Raw genomic sequence first — 15,542 nt, 5'->3', positions numbered from 1 at the left:
GCGCCTCGGGATCCATCAAACGGAACACGCTCCGGTTGTGCTAGCCTCGCTCTCTGATTCCGGCGCTGATCTCGGCCCCCGGCGTGCAGCCTTGTAGGGTTCTGCGGTGACCTTGACGGAGACACAGGGCCTCACACGGATGACCGACGAGGCACACATCCGCTGGATCGCGGCGGGGGACACAACACGCAGACTTCCCGTGGTCATGCTCCACGGCGGCCCGGGCCTGCCGGACTATCTGGGCGATGTCGCCACCATGATCGCGGACCTCGCGCCGGTGTACCGCTACGACCAGCGCGGCACAGGCCGATCCGAGTGGCAGGGCCCTCATTCCCTCGCCCGCCATGTCGAGGATCTCGCCGAACTGCTGGATGCCTGGGGCGCGCCGAAGGCAGTGCTGATCGGGCACTCCTACGGCACCGATCTGGCGAGCAGGTTCTGCCTGACGCACCCCGATCGGGTGGCTGCGCTGCTGTTGCTGTGCGGACCGTTCGTCGGTGACTGGCGCACCGCATACCGATCTGAACGCAACCGCCGCATGACCGCGGCGCAGCAGGAGCGGCTTCGCGAGCTGGAGGCGTCGGCGCAGCGCACGGATGAGGAGGAAGCCGAACTGCTCACTCTGGCCTGGTTCACCGACCACGCCGATGTCCAACGCGGCTGGCGTTGGGCCGCGGACGGTGCCCGCAGGCGCCGCCCCGTCAACTGGGCCATGAACAGCGAACTGGGCAAAGAAGGCCGCGCGGATCCGATCGAGCAGCACCTCGACGAACTGCGAGCGTGCCTGCCGGCGCACACCGAACTACTCGGCGGGGTCGACGATCCCCGGCCCCTGTCTGCACTGGAGTCACTCGCACTCCGGCTCGAAGTCCCGTTGACCCGGATCGACGGCGGCGGGCACGAACCCTGGTTGGAGCAGCCCGAGCCTGTTCGTCGACACCTGCGGCGATTCGTGCGACGGGCTGTGTATCCGAGCTGACCGCTCGCAGGCTGTGGGCACAGCGATCGGAGCCGGGGTTCGCAGCACCCTGACTGGGGAGCCGCCGCGTCAGCGGCTCCCCGGTCCCCGCACCTTCATATGGCTTCCGACTACGCGTGACTCCACTTCTGGTTACTGCCGCCGTTGCACGTCCACAGCTCCAGCAGCGTGCCGTTCCCCGTCCCCGCTCCCGTGGCGTCGAGGCACAAGCTGGACTGCGCGCCGGTGATCGTCCCGTCGGCGTTCAGCGTCCACTTCTGGTTGCTGCCGCCGGTGCAAGGCCAGATGTCGACCTTGGTACCCGCGCTGGTGCCCTGCCCGGAGGCGTCCAGACAGTCGCTGCCGTAGACCCGCAGTTCGCCGGCGGCGGTGGCGGTCCACTGCTGGTTCGTGCCGCCGTTGCAGTCCCACAGCTCGACCTGCGTGCCCTGCGTCTGCGACGCGTTCGGCACGTCGACGCACCGGCCGGAAGCCGTGCCGATGATCTCGCCGCTGCTGCCTCCGCCGCCGCCGGAGCCGGGCGTGATCGACAGGTTGTCGAACTGCGCGGTCTCGCCCTGGCTGGTGGCGTAGCCGATCTGGCCGGCGCCCCAGGTGTTGTCGTTCGCGCTGCCAACCTTGGTGCCGTCGATGCTCGCGGTGATGGCGCTGCCAGCGAAAGCCAGAGACAGGGTATGCCAGCGGCCCGTTCCCAACGCCGCGACGCTGCCGCTTGCCAGAGTGCTGACATTGTTACCGGTGTTCGAGCTCAGGATCGACCACGCCCCGGTATCGCTGACGCGCAGATGGTACGCGTTCAGGCCGCCGGCACCGCCGTAGGACTGGGTGTTGGCCCGTCCCATCAGCTCGGCGTAGCCCGACTTCTCCAGCAGCACGTCCGAGGTGACCGTGTAGTTGCTCCAGCTCACATCACCGAGCAGCGCATGGGGATCGGAGAGCGTGTCCCACGTGATCGGCGCCTGCGGACTCATCTGCCGCACGCACTGCCCGCTGCGACCGCCGCCACAAGCCGCGACCTCGAAGGACCCCTGCCAATCCATCAAGTACTTCGCTTCGCTGCCAGTCGCGTCGCTGTCGAAGTTGTCGCTATACGGCAGGCTCATGGCCGCCGAGCCGGGACCCGCCGCCGTGCCCTTGCCCTGCCCGGTCGTCGTTGTCAGGGAGTAGACATAGCCGGGCTGCACGGTCAGGCTGAAGCTCCCGCCCGACGGCGTGACGTCAGTAGTGTGCACGAAGTAGTTGGCCGGATTGTTGGAGCTGACATTCGTGGCCCACACGTGCACCTGGCCCGTGGACAGTCCCCCGGCGACATTGAAGTTCAGCGTCTGAGCGCCACCGGCGTCGATCGTCTCGATGATGGTCGAGTAGTCGCTGTTGTTCGGCGCCTTGAGCGTCACGTAGCTGCCATTGCCGCGATTGCCGCCGATGTAACCGCTGGACGAGTCAAGGTACTGCCATCCGGGCGCGGTGAACTGTGTGGTCTGCGCCATCACCCACGCGTTCTTGCCCACCGAGTAGGAACCGGACCACGGCTGCGGCGCGGACACCAGCCCCATGGTGGGGTACGGCAGGTTTGGCGTGATCGCGGCGACGATCGGCCAGTTGAGGTACGCGGTCATCCGGCCGTCGACGTAGCCGCGGTTGATGCCGCGCGCCATCGCCTGCGCGCCGCCGTTGTAGTCGTCCGAGCCGTTCTCGCTCGCCCACAGCTGCTTCCCGGACGAGCTCGCGGCCGCCGGCACGCTACAACTGGACTGCGCCGAGCGGTAGCCGCACGGATAGTGCGCCCCGAGGATGCCGACCGCCGAGGCGAACGCAGAATTGGAGTCGACGTCATTGGCGATCGACCAATCCGAGTCGGCCCCGACGATCTCGACGCCGGCGTATCCGTTGGCGTTGAGCGCGTTGCGCAGCTGCTCGTACCAGGCGACGTTGTACCCGCGCTCGTTCCAGCCGCCGAGGTAGTCGATGGTCAGGCCGTGCGACTTCGCGCAGCCCAGCCAGGAGACCAGGTAGTTCACCATGTCGGTGGACCAGAAGTTCCCACCGCCGATCCAGCCGGGCGCGCCCCACGCCAAGCCATACAGCTTGACGTTCGGATTGCGTGCCCTGGCCTGCTCAGCGAGCCAGAACTCGTAGCCGACGGCGCAGTTCACCACGCCGCGGCTGTGTTCGATGCTGGGCTCGGCACCCGACGTGGAGTTGGTGTCCCCGCCGATCTCGATCTTGAGGATCTGCGCCGCCGCACCGTAGTCCGGCTTGAACATGTAGTCCAGGATCTGGCTGCGCTGGGGCTCCGGATAGTCGATCAGCAGCCTGCTGTTGCCGCCTCCGCCGCTGATCGCCCCGACGCCGTCGAAGGTGCGCCCGCCGGACGCGCCGTTGAGGGTGATGGACGTCGCGGCGTGGGCCGGCGTGGCCACGACGGCGACCACGCCGCTCGCGGCCAGCGCGAGGCCCGCGAGCGCCGCCGTGGAGGATCGCAGACGTCTGAGGATTCGGCTGAGTCGTGACACGATCGCCTTCCTTTTCAGCTCGTGCTGCAGGTCAGTGTCGGCGAGCTGTTAGTACCCGAGTAGCCGGCCTGGAAGCCGAACGATGTGTTGCCACCCGGGGCTATCGAGCCGTTGTAGCTCGCGTTCGTCACGCTCACGCCCGACCCGCTGCTGCTCACGACGCCGTTCCAGAGGCTCTGGATCTGCTGGTTGCCGCCCCAGCTCCAGGCCACCTTCCAGCCGTTGGTGGGCGCGGTCCCGGTGTTCGCCACGGTCACGTTGGCCGTGAACCCGCTGTTCCACTGGTTGGTCAGCGAGTAGGTCGCCGTACATCCGCTGCCTCCTCCTCCCCCGTTCGAGGTAGTCGTCGCGGTCACGCCGCCGGACTGCGCCGAGACGTTCCCGGCCGCGTCATAGGCGGCGACCGTGTACGTGTAGCGCGTCGAAGCGGACAGGCCGGTGTCGGTGAACGTGGTCCCGGCGCTCGTCCCGACCTGCGCGCCATTGCGGTACACCCGGTATCCGGCCACGCCGACGTTGTCCGTGGACGCCGACCACGACAGCGCGGCCGACGAAGCCGTGGTCCCGGGGACCGCGAGGTTCGCCGGCACCGACGGCGGCGTGGTGTCGCCGCCAGAACCGGTGCTGGCCGCGACCGAGAAGCTGTTGGTGCCCAGGCCCTGGCCGCCCTGCCAGATTTCGAAGCCGGCCTCGACGTCGAGCAGGTAGTTCGAGGGGTTGATCGAGCCGCGGGCCACCGCGTCCTGGAACAGGGCCTTGAGGTCGAGGTTCGAGACCGAGGTGGCGCCAGGGTTCAGGACGTAGGAGATGATCTTCCACGAAGTCTGCTGCCCGGTCCACACATTCCAGTTCATGCCGTCGACATTCGTGTTACCGGTCTGCGACCCGAAGGGCTGCACTCCACCCCGACTGTTGATCCAGATCATCACCTCAGTACCGTCCGGCTGCCCAGTGGTAGTCGGCGTGGAGTTGAACCAGATGTCGTAAGCGACGTCATACGTCCCGGACGAGGGTTGCGTGGTGTTCCACGAACTGACCGCGCTCCCAAGCTTGCTCATCTGGATCGGAAACTCACTGTTCCCAGTACACAGACCCCAGTGGCAGCCCTTGAAAATCGACGGATAGGTCGCCGGCGCACCCCCACTGAGGTTGAAGTTCGCAGTACTCACCGTCCACGCAGTCCCACCGCTGTACGTGACGCACTGCGGCGCGGTGGAGTTCCACTCATTCGCCTGGATCATGTAGTCCCCGGCCGGAATCGTGCCGGTACCCGAGCACGTGGTCGTAGCGGCCTGCGCGGCCGGCAGCGCAACCACAGAGAGCGCCGCCGTGAAGGCGATCGCAAGAGCGGCCGCAAGAGCACGCGCCCTGAGAAGACGAGCCATCTGGTCCTCATCCTTTCGAACATCCACCGACATACACCGCGTCGCCGTGAAGGTGCCAAGAAGGCACCCCAACCGCAAGCAGCCATCGAACCGATTCGCTGCACCGATGTCAGGCACATGTCGGACACCGCAGGTCACGCATCATCGAGCAGGCCGGTGGCCCGGTGCGCGCGCGGTGCAGCGCAGAGAAACTTTCAGCTACCCCTGACACACATGTGAGCTGGTTGCCAGCACCTACAGGGGCTCAGTCGGGTAGCAACAGAAGCACAGCAGCCAAGCCGGCACGGCGCCAGGCCGCCACCGATCTCTCCGAGATCCGCTGCGTTGGCGGTCTCGGCTGGCGACCGGCCAGATCGGCCGGCCACGTGGTGAGGGGGTCCGAAGGACCATGTGGGGTGTTGGTTCTGGGTCCCTCGCCGCGTCAGCGGGCGCAGCCAACCTGCCCGGTTTGGCGGTGTCAAGCCGAACGAAGCCGGACCACAGCAGCAGCGATGCGGCTTGATTCCGCCAAACCGGGCTGGTTCCGTTTACGGCGATGACGCGGCGAGGGACCCAGAACCCGGCGACCACAAGCAACACCGCCACCGCACAACGCAGCGCAGGCAACAGCGGATAGAAAACCGAACAGTCGCGGGCCGCCGCCAAACTGCCGGACGCGCGGGTCGCCCCCTCGTCGAGGAGGCCCGCCAGAGGCCTCAACACACCCACCAAACGCGGCCGCCAGCCGCCCACATGACGTGTGCGCAGTGACTCGGACCGCCGCGCGGTCTTGCACGCAAAAACCGCCACCCGCCAACGCACCATGCACAGACTTGAACCAGTGCGCGGTCATGTCCGCGAATACCGGCGGCCGCCAGCGCGACATGCCGGGCTCAACCGAACTGCGTCCCCCCGCGAGGCCATCCAACCATTAGCGAAGCCGTAAAGATCGCCTGTAAACCACACCCCAACCGCACCCCGGGCACCCCACCCGACACCAGCACCCACACCACACATAAAGCAGGAGCGCCAAACTTTCAGGACTCCAGATTCGCTTCACGAACGAAGGCTCCTGAGCCCCGCCCGAATTTCGCCAACCAGAATCTCAGGCTGTTCGAGCGCCGCGAAATGCCCACCCTTCTCAGCCTCACCATAGTGAATCAAGTCAGCGTACGTGTCCTCAATCCAGCTCCGCGGCAGGCGCGGGATGTCGCGGGGGAACACGGTCACCGCCACCGGCAGTGTGAGCTTCGGGCCGGCGAAGCTGCCCGACTTGTTCTCCCAGTAGATGCGGCCGGATGATGCGGCGCTGTTGGTGAACCAGTAAAGCGAGATCGCGTCCAGCATGTCGTCGGTGCTGAGAGCGTCCTCGGCGAGCCCGCGGTTGTCCGTCTTGGACTGGAACTTCTCGTAAATCCACGCCGCCTGGCCGGCCGGCGAGTCGGCCAGCGCGAATCCGACGGTCTCCGGCTTCGTGGCCTGCAGGTGGCTCGACCCGCCGAGATCACCGTTGTAGAGCGCGAGGGAGTCGACGGCGTAGCGCTCCTCGGGCGACAGCTTTTCGGGGATCTGTGCGGGAAAAGCGAATTGGCTGTTCAAGTGAATGCCGAGAAGACCCTCAGGCCGCATGACCCCGAGTGCGGTGGTGACGACGCCACCCCAATCACCGCCCTGAGCAGCCCAGTTCTCATACCCAAGACGCGCCATGAGCTCCACCCACGCCGCCGCGATACGGGAAGCAGTCCACCCCGCCTCGGTCGGCTTCTGGGAGAACCCGAACCCGGGCAGCGACGGGATGACCACGTCAAAGGAGTCCTCGACGTCTCCCCCGAACGCCACCGGATCAGTCAGCGGCCCGATCAGTTTCAGGAACTCGACGATCGAACCCGGCCATCCGTGCGTCAAGATAAGAGGCATCGCGTTCGGGTTCTGGGACTTGACATGAATGAAGTGAATATCAAGCCCGTCAATCGTGGTCAGGAATTGCGGAAACCGGTTGATCTCCGCCTCGAACCGACGCCATTCGTACTCCCGCTCCCAGTAGTCAATAAGCGATTTGGCATTCTCCAGCCGAACACCCTGCGACCAGTCCGGAACGGTCTCCGGATCCGGCCACCGCGTTCCGGCCAGCCGCCGCTTCAGGTCTTCGATCTCCGAGTCGGGGATCGCGACGGTGAACGGACGGACGAGGGTTGAGGACACGGACGTCCATGCAGCCATTGGCTCGCTCTCCTGAACTCTTGCTTGGCGGTGCGACCACCACACGGCACGGCCACCACACGGCGCGGCGACCCACTGCACACCGATGTGCAATGCACACTGCTGTGCAATCTACCTCGTTGCACACCACTGTGCAATGATGGAACCGTGCCGACCGAACCCGCCCGAGCCCGCTCCCTCAACGACACCCGGAATCTCATCCTCGACGTCGCCCTCGATGTCCTGGGCCAGAACCCCAACGCCGGCATGGCCGACGTCGCCTCCGCCGCAGGCGTGGTCCGCCGCACCGTCTACGGCCACTTCCCCACCCGCACCGACCTCGTCCGAAGCCTCACGCAACGAGCGGTGGACGAGATGGTCGCCGTGCTCACCGAGGTCAACGCGTCCGACGGACAACCCGAGACGGCATGGGTCGACTTCGTCGCCCACGTCTGGCCCCTGGCGCGACGCTACCGAGTGCTTATCGCACTTCGCCGCGGCGAATACGGCGAGGAGATCCACGCCCTACTAGGCCCCGTCGACCAGATCCTCGCCGACCTCGTGCAACGAGGCCAGGACACCGGAGCGTTCGGACGCCACCTGCCAGCAGAAACCCTCAGCCAGGTCGCCTACGCCACCGTGTTCTCCATCGCAGACAACCACCGCAGCGACAAAGCCCTCGACGCCCGCGCGGCAAAGATCACCAGCCTGCTCATCCTGGGAGTTCCCGAGCCACGCGCACAAGCTCTCGCCGACGGAAAGCCATGACGCGCAGCGTCCTTGTGGCCGGGCGCTTCGACAGAACCCGGGCTCTTCGGCAGGATCAGGACTCTGTGAAAGGCGCACCGATCAGAGAAGCGCAACACCACGGCGCACCCACCGGTGCACCCGCTCCAGCCCCAACCCGTCCCCACTCAGAGCACTGATAACGACAGCCGGCCCATCGAGCGGAAACACCGCCACAGCGCACTGCGCATCATCACGGGGTTCCAGCACGAGCCGGTCAGCAGGCGGCACCTCCTCCCAGGCCGGGTCGACAATCACCGTCGTAGAACCAGCCCGCTCGGCCCCGATGACGGCAGGGCCGAGCGAGCCAGGATGGTGGGGCCCGACCGCCACGGTGTGATCCAGCAACGGACGCCCCGCGCGACGGACGCACAGCCGCGTGGCCACCGACCCGGGCTCCTCGCCGTGCCGACCGAGCAGCGTCTGTTCATGCCAGGTCAGGCGGGCATCATCGGCCAGCTCGACCCGCACCGTCGTGCGATGCCTCGCGCCCCGCGCCGCGATGAACGGCTCGGGATCCCAGACCAGCTCAGCACCGCTCTCGACGCACACACTGACGTCCAGCGTCGACTCACCAGACCGAAGCCCGGGCAGGGCCAACGTGGCCGCGACGCTGCGAACCCGCACCCGGGCCCCGGGCCCGACGTGCACCCCGAAGTGAAGCTCATCGCCACCAACAGGCCCGGCCGCCCCGGCCACCAGGTAGACCTGAGCGACGCCCGGAGCCCCGCCATCCGCGAGCGTCTGCCGCAGCAGCAGCGGAGCCTGGCCGGCGAGGGTGGTCAACCGGGTCGTGCCGTCAGGCCGGGCCTCGGCGACCAGGCGCGCTTTCGCCTTCATACCGGAGTCGCGGCGACGGTCTTAGCGGCAGCAGCCTCCGCGAAGCCGCGGCGCTCGGCAATCAGCTCCCTGATCCACGCCGCAACGTCCCCGGCCAGCGGGTCGGCGTCCAGCGACATGAACACGGTAGGCCGCTCGATCCCGTGCGCATCAGTCCGCTGCCGCCTGGCATCCCGCCGCATCACGTCCAGATCCGCGTGAACCAGTTCCGCCAGATCCGTCTTGTTGATCGCCAGCAGATCCGAGGAGATGATCCCCGGACCGCCCTTGCGCGGCACCTTGTCCCCGCCGGCCACGTCGATCACGAATATCTGCCGGTCAATCAGACCCTTGCTGAACGTCGCCGTAAGGTTGTCGCCACCGCTCTCGACCAACACCAGATCCAGCGGTGCGAACCGACGCTCCAGGTCTTCGACCGCTTCGAGATTCGCCGAGATGTCGTCCCGGATCGCAGTGTGCGGACAGCAGCCGGTCTCGACAGCGGAAATCCGTTCGGGGTCGAGAACACCCTGGCGCAACAGGATCTCGGCGTCTTCGCGCGTGTAGATGTCATTGGTCACCACGGCCAGCGCGTACTCCTCCCGCAGCGCACGGCACAGCGCCGCGACCAGCGCGGTCTTGCCCGATCCGACAGGACCGCCGATGCCTACGCGCAACGGCCCCTCCGAGCCGGTGTCGCTTCGGCCGAAACTCATGCCAGTTCCGGTGGCTTCCTCAGGATATTTACGATGCAAAGAGACGCACCTCCCATGTGCTGTGATGTTCTGCCGAGATGTCCAGGCGGGGTGCGCTGAACGACGGCAACTCGCTGATCGGACCGAGCGCCGCCTTCACAGCGCTGTCGGCGATGTCCTGGATGACGGGTTCGAGCGCGGCGAGAACCGCGGTGACCGCGTCGGGGTCGATGCCGAGCAGCCGCGTGGCAGCGTTCGCCGGTCCACTGACGGAGCCGAGCGCGGAGCCGACAGCAACGTCGTACGCGCTCAGCCCAGCAGCCGCGCCCGCCGCACCAAAGGCGATCGGCTGATGCGGGCCCTCCGGATGCACGGCGGCAGCTGCGACAAGCGCCGGTCCCGGCCAGCCCGCCCGAACCGCCCGCAACAACTGCCGCCCCAGCTTTCGGGAAGCGCGACGTTGCGCCGGCGAAGGCGTGCGTGCCTCGTACTCGGCGTCGAGTTCGGCAAACAGCGCCTCGTCCGGCCCACCCACCGTTTCGACCACCGCAGCTTCAAGCGCCGCAGCAGCAAACGCAGCCCCCGTCAGGCCAGCGGTAGTGAGCCTGCCGAGCAGAAACGAGTAAAGGTCGGCCGCATCACCGACCCGCCCAGCAGCGACAGCAGCCTCCAGCCCGCCCGAGTGCGCATGCGTGCCCGCCGGCAGACGGCTGTCGGTCAGCATGAGCAACGAGGTCAGATTCACGGATACCAGGCCTCAGAACAGGAAGTAGCGCTGCGTCAACGGCAGAGTCCGAGCCGGCGCAGGCTCCACAACCTCGCCGTCAATGCGCACGGTGAAAGTGTCCGGCTCGACCTCGATCCGCGGCAGTGCCGTGTTCTCCGGCAGATCCGCCTTCGTCAGCCCTCGTACATCCTTCTGCGCGACCAGTTCCCGCCGCACCCCGAGCCGCTCGCCCAGCCGCTCGGCGAGCCCGTCCTCAAGCGCGGCCGGCGCGACGAACGCCACGCTGGTCGCCGGAGCCGCGGCGCCGTACGCCCCGAACATCGGCCGCGGCAGCACCGGCTGCGGCGTCGGGATGGAGGCGTTGGCGTCCCCCATCGCGGCCCAGGCGATCGCGCCGCCCTTGATCACCAGGTGCGGCCTGACCGCGAAGAAGCGCGGGTCCCAGAGCACGAGGTCGGCGAGCTTGCCCGGTTCGACGGACCCGAGCTCGGCGTCCATGCCGTGCGCGACGGCCGGGCCGATCGTGTACTTGGCGACGTACCGCCGGGCCCGGTGGTTGTCGGCCGCGCCGTCGCCGGGCAGCGCGCCGCGCCGTTCCTTCATCGCGTGCGCGGTCTGCCAGGTGCGGATGACCGTCTCGCCGATCCGGCCCATGGCCTGGGAGTCCGAGCCGATCATCGAGATCGCGCCGAGGTCGTGCAGGATGTCCTCGGCCGCGATCGTCGTCGGCCGGATCCGCGACTCGGCGAAGGCCAGGTCCTCCGGGATGGCCGGGGACAGGTGGTGGCAGACCATCAGCATGTCCAGGTGCTCGTCGATGGTGTTGACGGTGTGCGGCCGGGTCGGGTTGGTCGAGGCCGGAAGGAAGTTCGGCAGTCCGGCCACGGTGATGATGTCCGGCGCGTGCCCGCCGCCGGCACCCTCCACGTGGTAGGCCTCGATGGTGCGTCCGGCGATCGCGGCGACGGTGCCCTCGACGAACCCGGCCTCGTTGAGCGTGTCGGTGTGGATGGACACCTGGGCCCCGGAGGCGTCGGCGACCCGCAGGCAGACGTCGATCGCGGCGGGCGTCGCACCCCAGTCCTCGTGGATCTTGAATCCGGCCGCGCCGGCGCGCAGCTGCTCCCACAACGCGTCCTCGTTGGTCGTGTTCCCCTTGCCGAGCAGCGCGAAGTTGACCGGCCAGGGGTCCAAGGCCTCGAACATCCGGGCCAGATGCCAGGCGCCGGGGGTGACCGTCGTCGCCTTGCTGCCCTCGGCCGGTCCCGTGCCGCCACCGATCAGGGTCGTGATACCGGACGCCAGCGCCTCGGTGACGGACTGCGGGCAGATGAAATGCACGTGCCCGTCGATGCCGCCGGCGGTGAGGATCTTGCCGTTGCCGGCGACGACCTCCGTGGACGGGCCGATGACCAGCGCCGGGTGCACGCCGTCCATGGTGTCGGGGTTGCCGGCCTTGCCGAGCGCGACGATCCGGCCGTCCCGGATGCCGACGTCGGCCTTCACGATGCCCCAGTGGTCGAGCACGATCGCGCCGGTGATCACGGTGTCCGGGCTGCCGGGCAGGTCGCCGCGTGCGGTGCGGGTGACGTGCCCCATGCCCATGGACTCGCGGATCACCTTCCCGCCGCCGAACACCGCCTCCTCGCCGTATCCGGCCGCCGTGCACAGGTCCTGCTCGACCTCGATGAACAGGTTCGTGTCGGCGAGCCGGACGCTGTCGCCGACGGTCGGGCCGTACAGCGCCGCGTAGCGCGCGCGAGATATCTCAGCCATCGAGCCTGCCCTCCTGCCGCGCGCCGCTGATCCCGCGCAGTCCGGTCACGACCCGCCGACCGGCGATCGGGACCAGCGCGACCTCGCGAGCCAGTCCCGGCTCGAACCGCACGGCGGTGCCCGCCGGGATGTCCAGCCGCAGGCCCCAGGCGGCGTCGCGATCGAAGTCCAGGGCCGGGTTGGCCTCGGCCAGGTGGTAGTGCGAGCCGACCTGGACCGGCCGGTCGCCGGTGTTGAGCACGGTGAGCGTCGTGCGCGGTGCGCCGGCGTTGAGTTCGATCGGCTCAGCGGCAAGCCGGACCTCGCCGGGGATCGGTCCGGGAAGCGGTTGCTGTGTGTCGTCCACGTCGGCCCTCATCCGATCGGCCGGTGCACGGTGACCAGCTTCGTGCCGTCCGGGAAGGTCGCCTCGATCTGCACGTCGTCGATCATCTCCGGCACCCCCTCCTGCACGTCCTCGCGCGTCAACACGTGACGTCCGGCGTCCATCAGCTCACTGACACTCTGGCCGTCCCGGGCGCGTTCGAGCAGGTACGAGGTGAGCACGGCGATCGCCTCCGGGTAGTTCAGCCGCAGCCCGCGGGCCCGCCGTTCCCGGGCCAGGCCGGCGGCGACGTGGATGAGCAGGCGTTCCTGCTCGTGGGGGGAAAGAAGCATGATTGCGCGTGCCTTTCGTCGATTAGGCCGTGGTCGCGGTGAGCGGCATGCCCAGGTCGACCGGCCCGGAAACCGCCTTCTTGCACACGTCGTGGCACGCGGCCTCCAGGCTGCAGCACAGCGAGCAGATCGGGCCGTCGTGGAACGGGCAGGAGGCCATGTCGGGCCGCTCGAAGGCGTCCGCGCACACCGTGCAGGTGAGCTCGACGGCCGCCAACTGGCCGTCCACGATCAGCGGCTCGTCGAGGTCGTCCACGCGGGCGATGTAGTACTTGCCCTTCGTCGCGTAGGCCAGGATCGGCGGCAGGACCAGGCCGATGCCGAGGGCGATCAGCGGGGAGAAGGCCTTGGCGTAGGCGCCGAAGGCGTTGAAGTAGGCGATGATCGAGACCGTGGAGGCGACCAGCATCGAGCCGAAGCCGACCGGGTTGAAGTTGTACAGGTGCGCGCGCTTGAACTCGATGTAGGACGGGCTGAGCTTGAGCGGCTTGTTGATGACCAGGTCGGCGGTGACCGCGCCGATCCAGGCGATGGCGACGTTGGAGTAGAAGCCGAGGACGTTGTTCAGGAACCCGAAGACCCCGAACTCCATCAGGGCCAGCGAGATGCCGACGTTCAGGAAGATCCAGACGACGCGGCCGGGGTGCTTGTGCAGGACCCGGGAGAAGAAGTTGGACCAGGACAGCGAGCCGGAGTAGGCGTTCGTCGAATTGATCTTGATCTGCGACAGGACCACGAAGAAGGTGGCCACGCCCAGCGCGACCGGCGCGGCGAAGGTCTTCAGGCCCAGCAGGTACTGCTGGATCGGCTCATCGGCGACGGCCTTGCCGATCTTCTCGGTGACGTAGAACGCCAGGAACGCGCCGCCGAGCTGCTTGAGCGCGCCGAGGACGACCCAGCCCGGACCGGCCGAGAGCACCGCGCCCCACCACTGCTTCTTGTTCTTCTCCGTCTTGTCCGGCATGAAGCGCAGGTAGTCGACCTGCTCGCCGATCTGCGCGATGAGCGACAGCGCGACCCCGGCGCCCGCGCCGGCGCTGAGGAAGCTGAACCCGGCGCCGGTCGGCGAGTCGCCGCCGAAGTGCGTGAAGCGGCCGAACTGGCCCGGGTCCTTGATCGCGATGGCGATGAACGGCGCGACCATCAGGATCAGCCAGATCGGCTGGGTCCACACCTGCATCTTCGACAGCGCGGTCATGCCGTAGATCACCAGCGGGATGACCAGCAGGGAGGCGATCAGATAGCTGACGGCCAGCGGGATGTGCAGGCCGAGTTGGAAGGCCTGCGCCATGATCGAGCCTTCGAGGGCGAAGAAGATGAAGGTGAAGCTGGCGTAGATGATCGAGGTCAGCGTCGAGCCGAGGTAGCCGAAGCCCGCGCCGCGGGTGAGCAGGTCCATGTCGACGGAGTACTTCGCCGAGTAGTAGGCGATCGGGATGCCGGTGACGAAGATGACGAACGCGGCGATGCCGATCGCGACGGCGGCGCTGGTGAAGCCGTAGGAGATGGCGATCGAGCCGCCGATGGCGAAGTCGGCGAGGTAGGCGATGCCGCCGAGCGCGGTCGTGGCGACGACGTAGGGGCTCCAGCGGCGGAAGGACTTGGGCGCGTAGCGGAGCGAGTAGTCCTCCAGCGTGTCGTTCTTGGCCCAGCGGTGGTACGCGCGGTGGGCCTGCCCGGTGCTGGCGGCCTCGCCGGCAGGGCTGGCCGGACTGGCTACGTCGACCGGGCTGGCCGCGTCCGCGGTGTCGGCCGGGCTGTCGGTGCCGGTGTGGGTGTCGGTCATGCCGGTTGAGCCTGGTGCGCGGGTGTTGACGCCGTGTTACGCAGTGTTACTTCACAGAGAAATTATTTCTGCGACGGGGTATTCCGGCCCTGCGCCGGTCTAGAGTTGCGCGACGATGTCGAAGTCGAAGGCGTCGGCCCTCGCCAGATAGATGGGTTGCTCCACATGGTTGCCGTGCAGCCGGACCGTGCCACGCGGGCCTTCGTACACCGCGGCCCGCCCCGCGTGAAGCAGGGTGCGGACGTCCAGGCTCTGGGCCCGTGCGGCCAGGGCCGCCAGCAGCCGGACGCCCTCGTAGCAGGACTCCCCCAGGCTGCTGAGCACCGGCGCCTGCGTGCCGAAGCGCGCCGCGTAGCGTCCGCTGAAGTCCAGGCTCTCGGCGGTGGCGAGCGTTTCGAAGTAGCCGGCCGCCGCCCACAGGTTCTCGGTGGCCTCGGCGCCGGTGGCCAGCAGCATGTTCTCGTCCATGTGGGTGCTCAGTCGCAGGGCACGCTGATGCAGGCCGTAGGACGCGTAGGCCCGGTTGAAGTGCACCGCGTCCGCACCGATCAGCAGCATCAGGACGCCGTCCGCCGCGCTGCGCTCGATCGCGCGGACCACGCCGCTGTAGTCCTCGGTGCCGAGTGCGACGAACTCCTGACCGCAGACGCTTCCTCCGCAGGCGTGCGCATATCGCAACGCGGCGCGCGCCGTCGCACGCGGCCACACGTAGTCGTTGCCGACCACGAACCAGCGGCGGACACCGTGCGACCCGGCCAGCAGCCGCATCGCCGGGAGAAGCTGACGCGCCGGGGTCTCGCCGGTGACGAAGACGCCGGGGGTCCGCTCGCCGCCTTCGTACTGCGCGGTGTAGATGTACGGCACGCGACCGGCGATGCGCGGCGCGAGTACCTTGCGCACGGCCGAGATGTGCCAGCCCACGACCGCGTCCACGGCGCCGATGGCGACCAGGGCCTCGACCTCGGCCGCCACGCGCTCCGGCGGTCCGCCGCCGTCCACCGGCAGCAGGCGGAGCCGTCGGCCGAGGACGCCGCCGGTGTCGTTGAGTTCGCTGACCGCCAGGCGCGCCGACAGTTCGCAGGAGGGGCCGAAGACGCCTGCGGGTCCGGACAGCGGGATCACGAGGGCGACTGTCAGCTCTTCGCGCGATATGCGGGACAAGCGACCACCTCGGTGACGGATGCGGAAATGCGAGGATGTGGACCATGGTGAGGGTGCGGCGGCGGACGGGGCTGGGG

General features: G+C 68.1%; 13 protein-coding genes. 2 read left to right on the top strand and 11 right to left on the bottom strand.

The features are described from left to right. Nucleotides 1-106 precede the first annotated feature (106 nt). Nucleotides 107-979: an alpha/beta fold hydrolase gene (locus tag GWK61_RS11165; RefSeq protein ID WP_323747505.1), complete on the top strand. Its 873-nt coding sequence runs from the start codon at nucleotides 107-109 to the stop codon at nucleotides 977-979. 110 nt (nucleotides 980-1,089) lie between these two features. On the opposite strand, the gene GWK61_RS11160 is transcribed toward GWK61_RS11165, so the two are convergent. From GWK61_RS11160 to GWK61_RS11150, 3 genes are all read right to left on the bottom strand, one after another. Next, nucleotides 1,090-3,495, bottom strand: a complete 2,406-nt coding sequence (locus GWK61_RS11160; protein ID WP_194908129.1) for a ricin-type beta-trefoil lectin domain protein — start codon at nucleotides 3,493-3,495, stop codon at nucleotides 1,090-1,092. 14 nt (nucleotides 3,496-3,509) lie between these two features. Then, the gene (locus GWK61_RS59425) at nucleotides 3,510-4,880 is read right to left on the bottom strand and encodes a cellulose binding domain-containing protein (RefSeq protein WP_194908127.1); all 1,371 of its coding nucleotides are present in this window, start codon (nucleotides 4,878-4,880) and stop codon (nucleotides 3,510-3,512) included. A gap of 1,035 nt (nucleotides 4,881-5,915) precedes the next feature. Then, the gene (locus GWK61_RS11150) at nucleotides 5,916-7,079 is read right to left on the bottom strand and encodes an epoxide hydrolase family protein (protein ID WP_194908125.1); all 1,164 of its coding nucleotides are present in this window, start codon (nucleotides 7,077-7,079) and stop codon (nucleotides 5,916-5,918) included. A gap of 147 nt (nucleotides 7,080-7,226) precedes the next feature. Here GWK61_RS11150 and GWK61_RS11145 point away from each other — a divergent pair, with 147 nt between their 5' ends. Then, a complete protein-coding gene (locus GWK61_RS11145) occupies nucleotides 7,227-7,826 on the top strand; it encodes a TetR/AcrR family transcriptional regulator (RefSeq protein ID WP_194908123.1) in 600 nt (199 codons plus the stop codon). A gap of 81 nt (nucleotides 7,827-7,907) precedes the next feature. On the opposite strand, the gene GWK61_RS11140 is transcribed toward GWK61_RS11145, so the two are convergent. From GWK61_RS11140 to GWK61_RS11105, 8 genes are all read right to left on the bottom strand, one after another. Then, nucleotides 7,908-8,684: an urease accessory protein UreD gene (locus GWK61_RS11140; protein WP_194908122.1), complete on the bottom strand. Its 777-nt coding sequence runs from the start codon at nucleotides 8,682-8,684 to the stop codon at nucleotides 7,908-7,910. Then, complete coding sequence (gene ureG / locus GWK61_RS11135; protein ID WP_438939762.1) at nucleotides 8,681-9,418, bottom strand: urease accessory protein UreG; 738 nt, start codon at nucleotides 9,416-9,418, stop codon at nucleotides 8,681-8,683. Before ureG ends, GWK61_RS11140 begins: the two co-directional genes overlap by 4 nt. Continuing rightward, nucleotides 9,408-10,103: an urease accessory protein UreF gene (locus tag GWK61_RS11130; protein WP_323747504.1), complete on the bottom strand. Its 696-nt coding sequence runs from the start codon at nucleotides 10,101-10,103 to the stop codon at nucleotides 9,408-9,410. Before GWK61_RS11130 ends, ureG begins: the two co-directional genes overlap by 11 nt. A gap of 12 nt (nucleotides 10,104-10,115) precedes the next feature. After that, complete coding sequence (locus tag GWK61_RS11125; protein ID WP_194908120.1) at nucleotides 10,116-11,861, bottom strand: urease subunit alpha; 1,746 nt, start codon at nucleotides 11,859-11,861, stop codon at nucleotides 10,116-10,118. Next, nucleotides 11,854-12,219, bottom strand: a complete 366-nt coding sequence (locus GWK61_RS11120) for an urease subunit beta (protein WP_194908119.1) — start codon at nucleotides 12,217-12,219, stop codon at nucleotides 11,854-11,856. Before GWK61_RS11120 ends, GWK61_RS11125 begins: the two co-directional genes overlap by 8 nt. Continuing rightward, nucleotides 12,216-12,518: an urease subunit gamma gene (locus GWK61_RS11115; protein WP_194908115.1), complete on the bottom strand. Its 303-nt coding sequence runs from the start codon at nucleotides 12,516-12,518 to the stop codon at nucleotides 12,216-12,218. Before GWK61_RS11115 ends, GWK61_RS11120 begins: the two co-directional genes overlap by 4 nt. A 22-nt stretch (nucleotides 12,519-12,540) precedes the next feature. Further along, nucleotides 12,541-14,304 carry a purine-cytosine permease family protein gene (locus GWK61_RS11110; RefSeq protein ID WP_194908113.1) on the bottom strand — a complete coding sequence of 588 codons (1,764 nt, stop codon included), beginning with the start codon at nucleotides 14,302-14,304 and terminating at the stop codon, nucleotides 12,541-12,543. Nucleotides 14,305-14,403: 99 nt separating this feature from the next. After that, entirely contained in the window at nucleotides 14,404-15,465 is a 1,062-nt protein-coding gene (locus GWK61_RS11105; RefSeq protein ID WP_228562114.1) for a substrate-binding domain-containing protein, read from the bottom strand. Nucleotides 15,466-15,542: the final 77 nt, after the last annotated feature.

It is taken from the genome of Catenulispora rubra (assembly GCF_015356825.1).
In the GTDB taxonomy this organism is placed as follows: Bacteria; Actinomycetota; Actinomycetes; order Streptomycetales; family Catenulisporaceae; genus Catenulispora; species Catenulispora rubra.
This window is presented reverse-complemented; position numbering and strand designations above follow the sequence as displayed.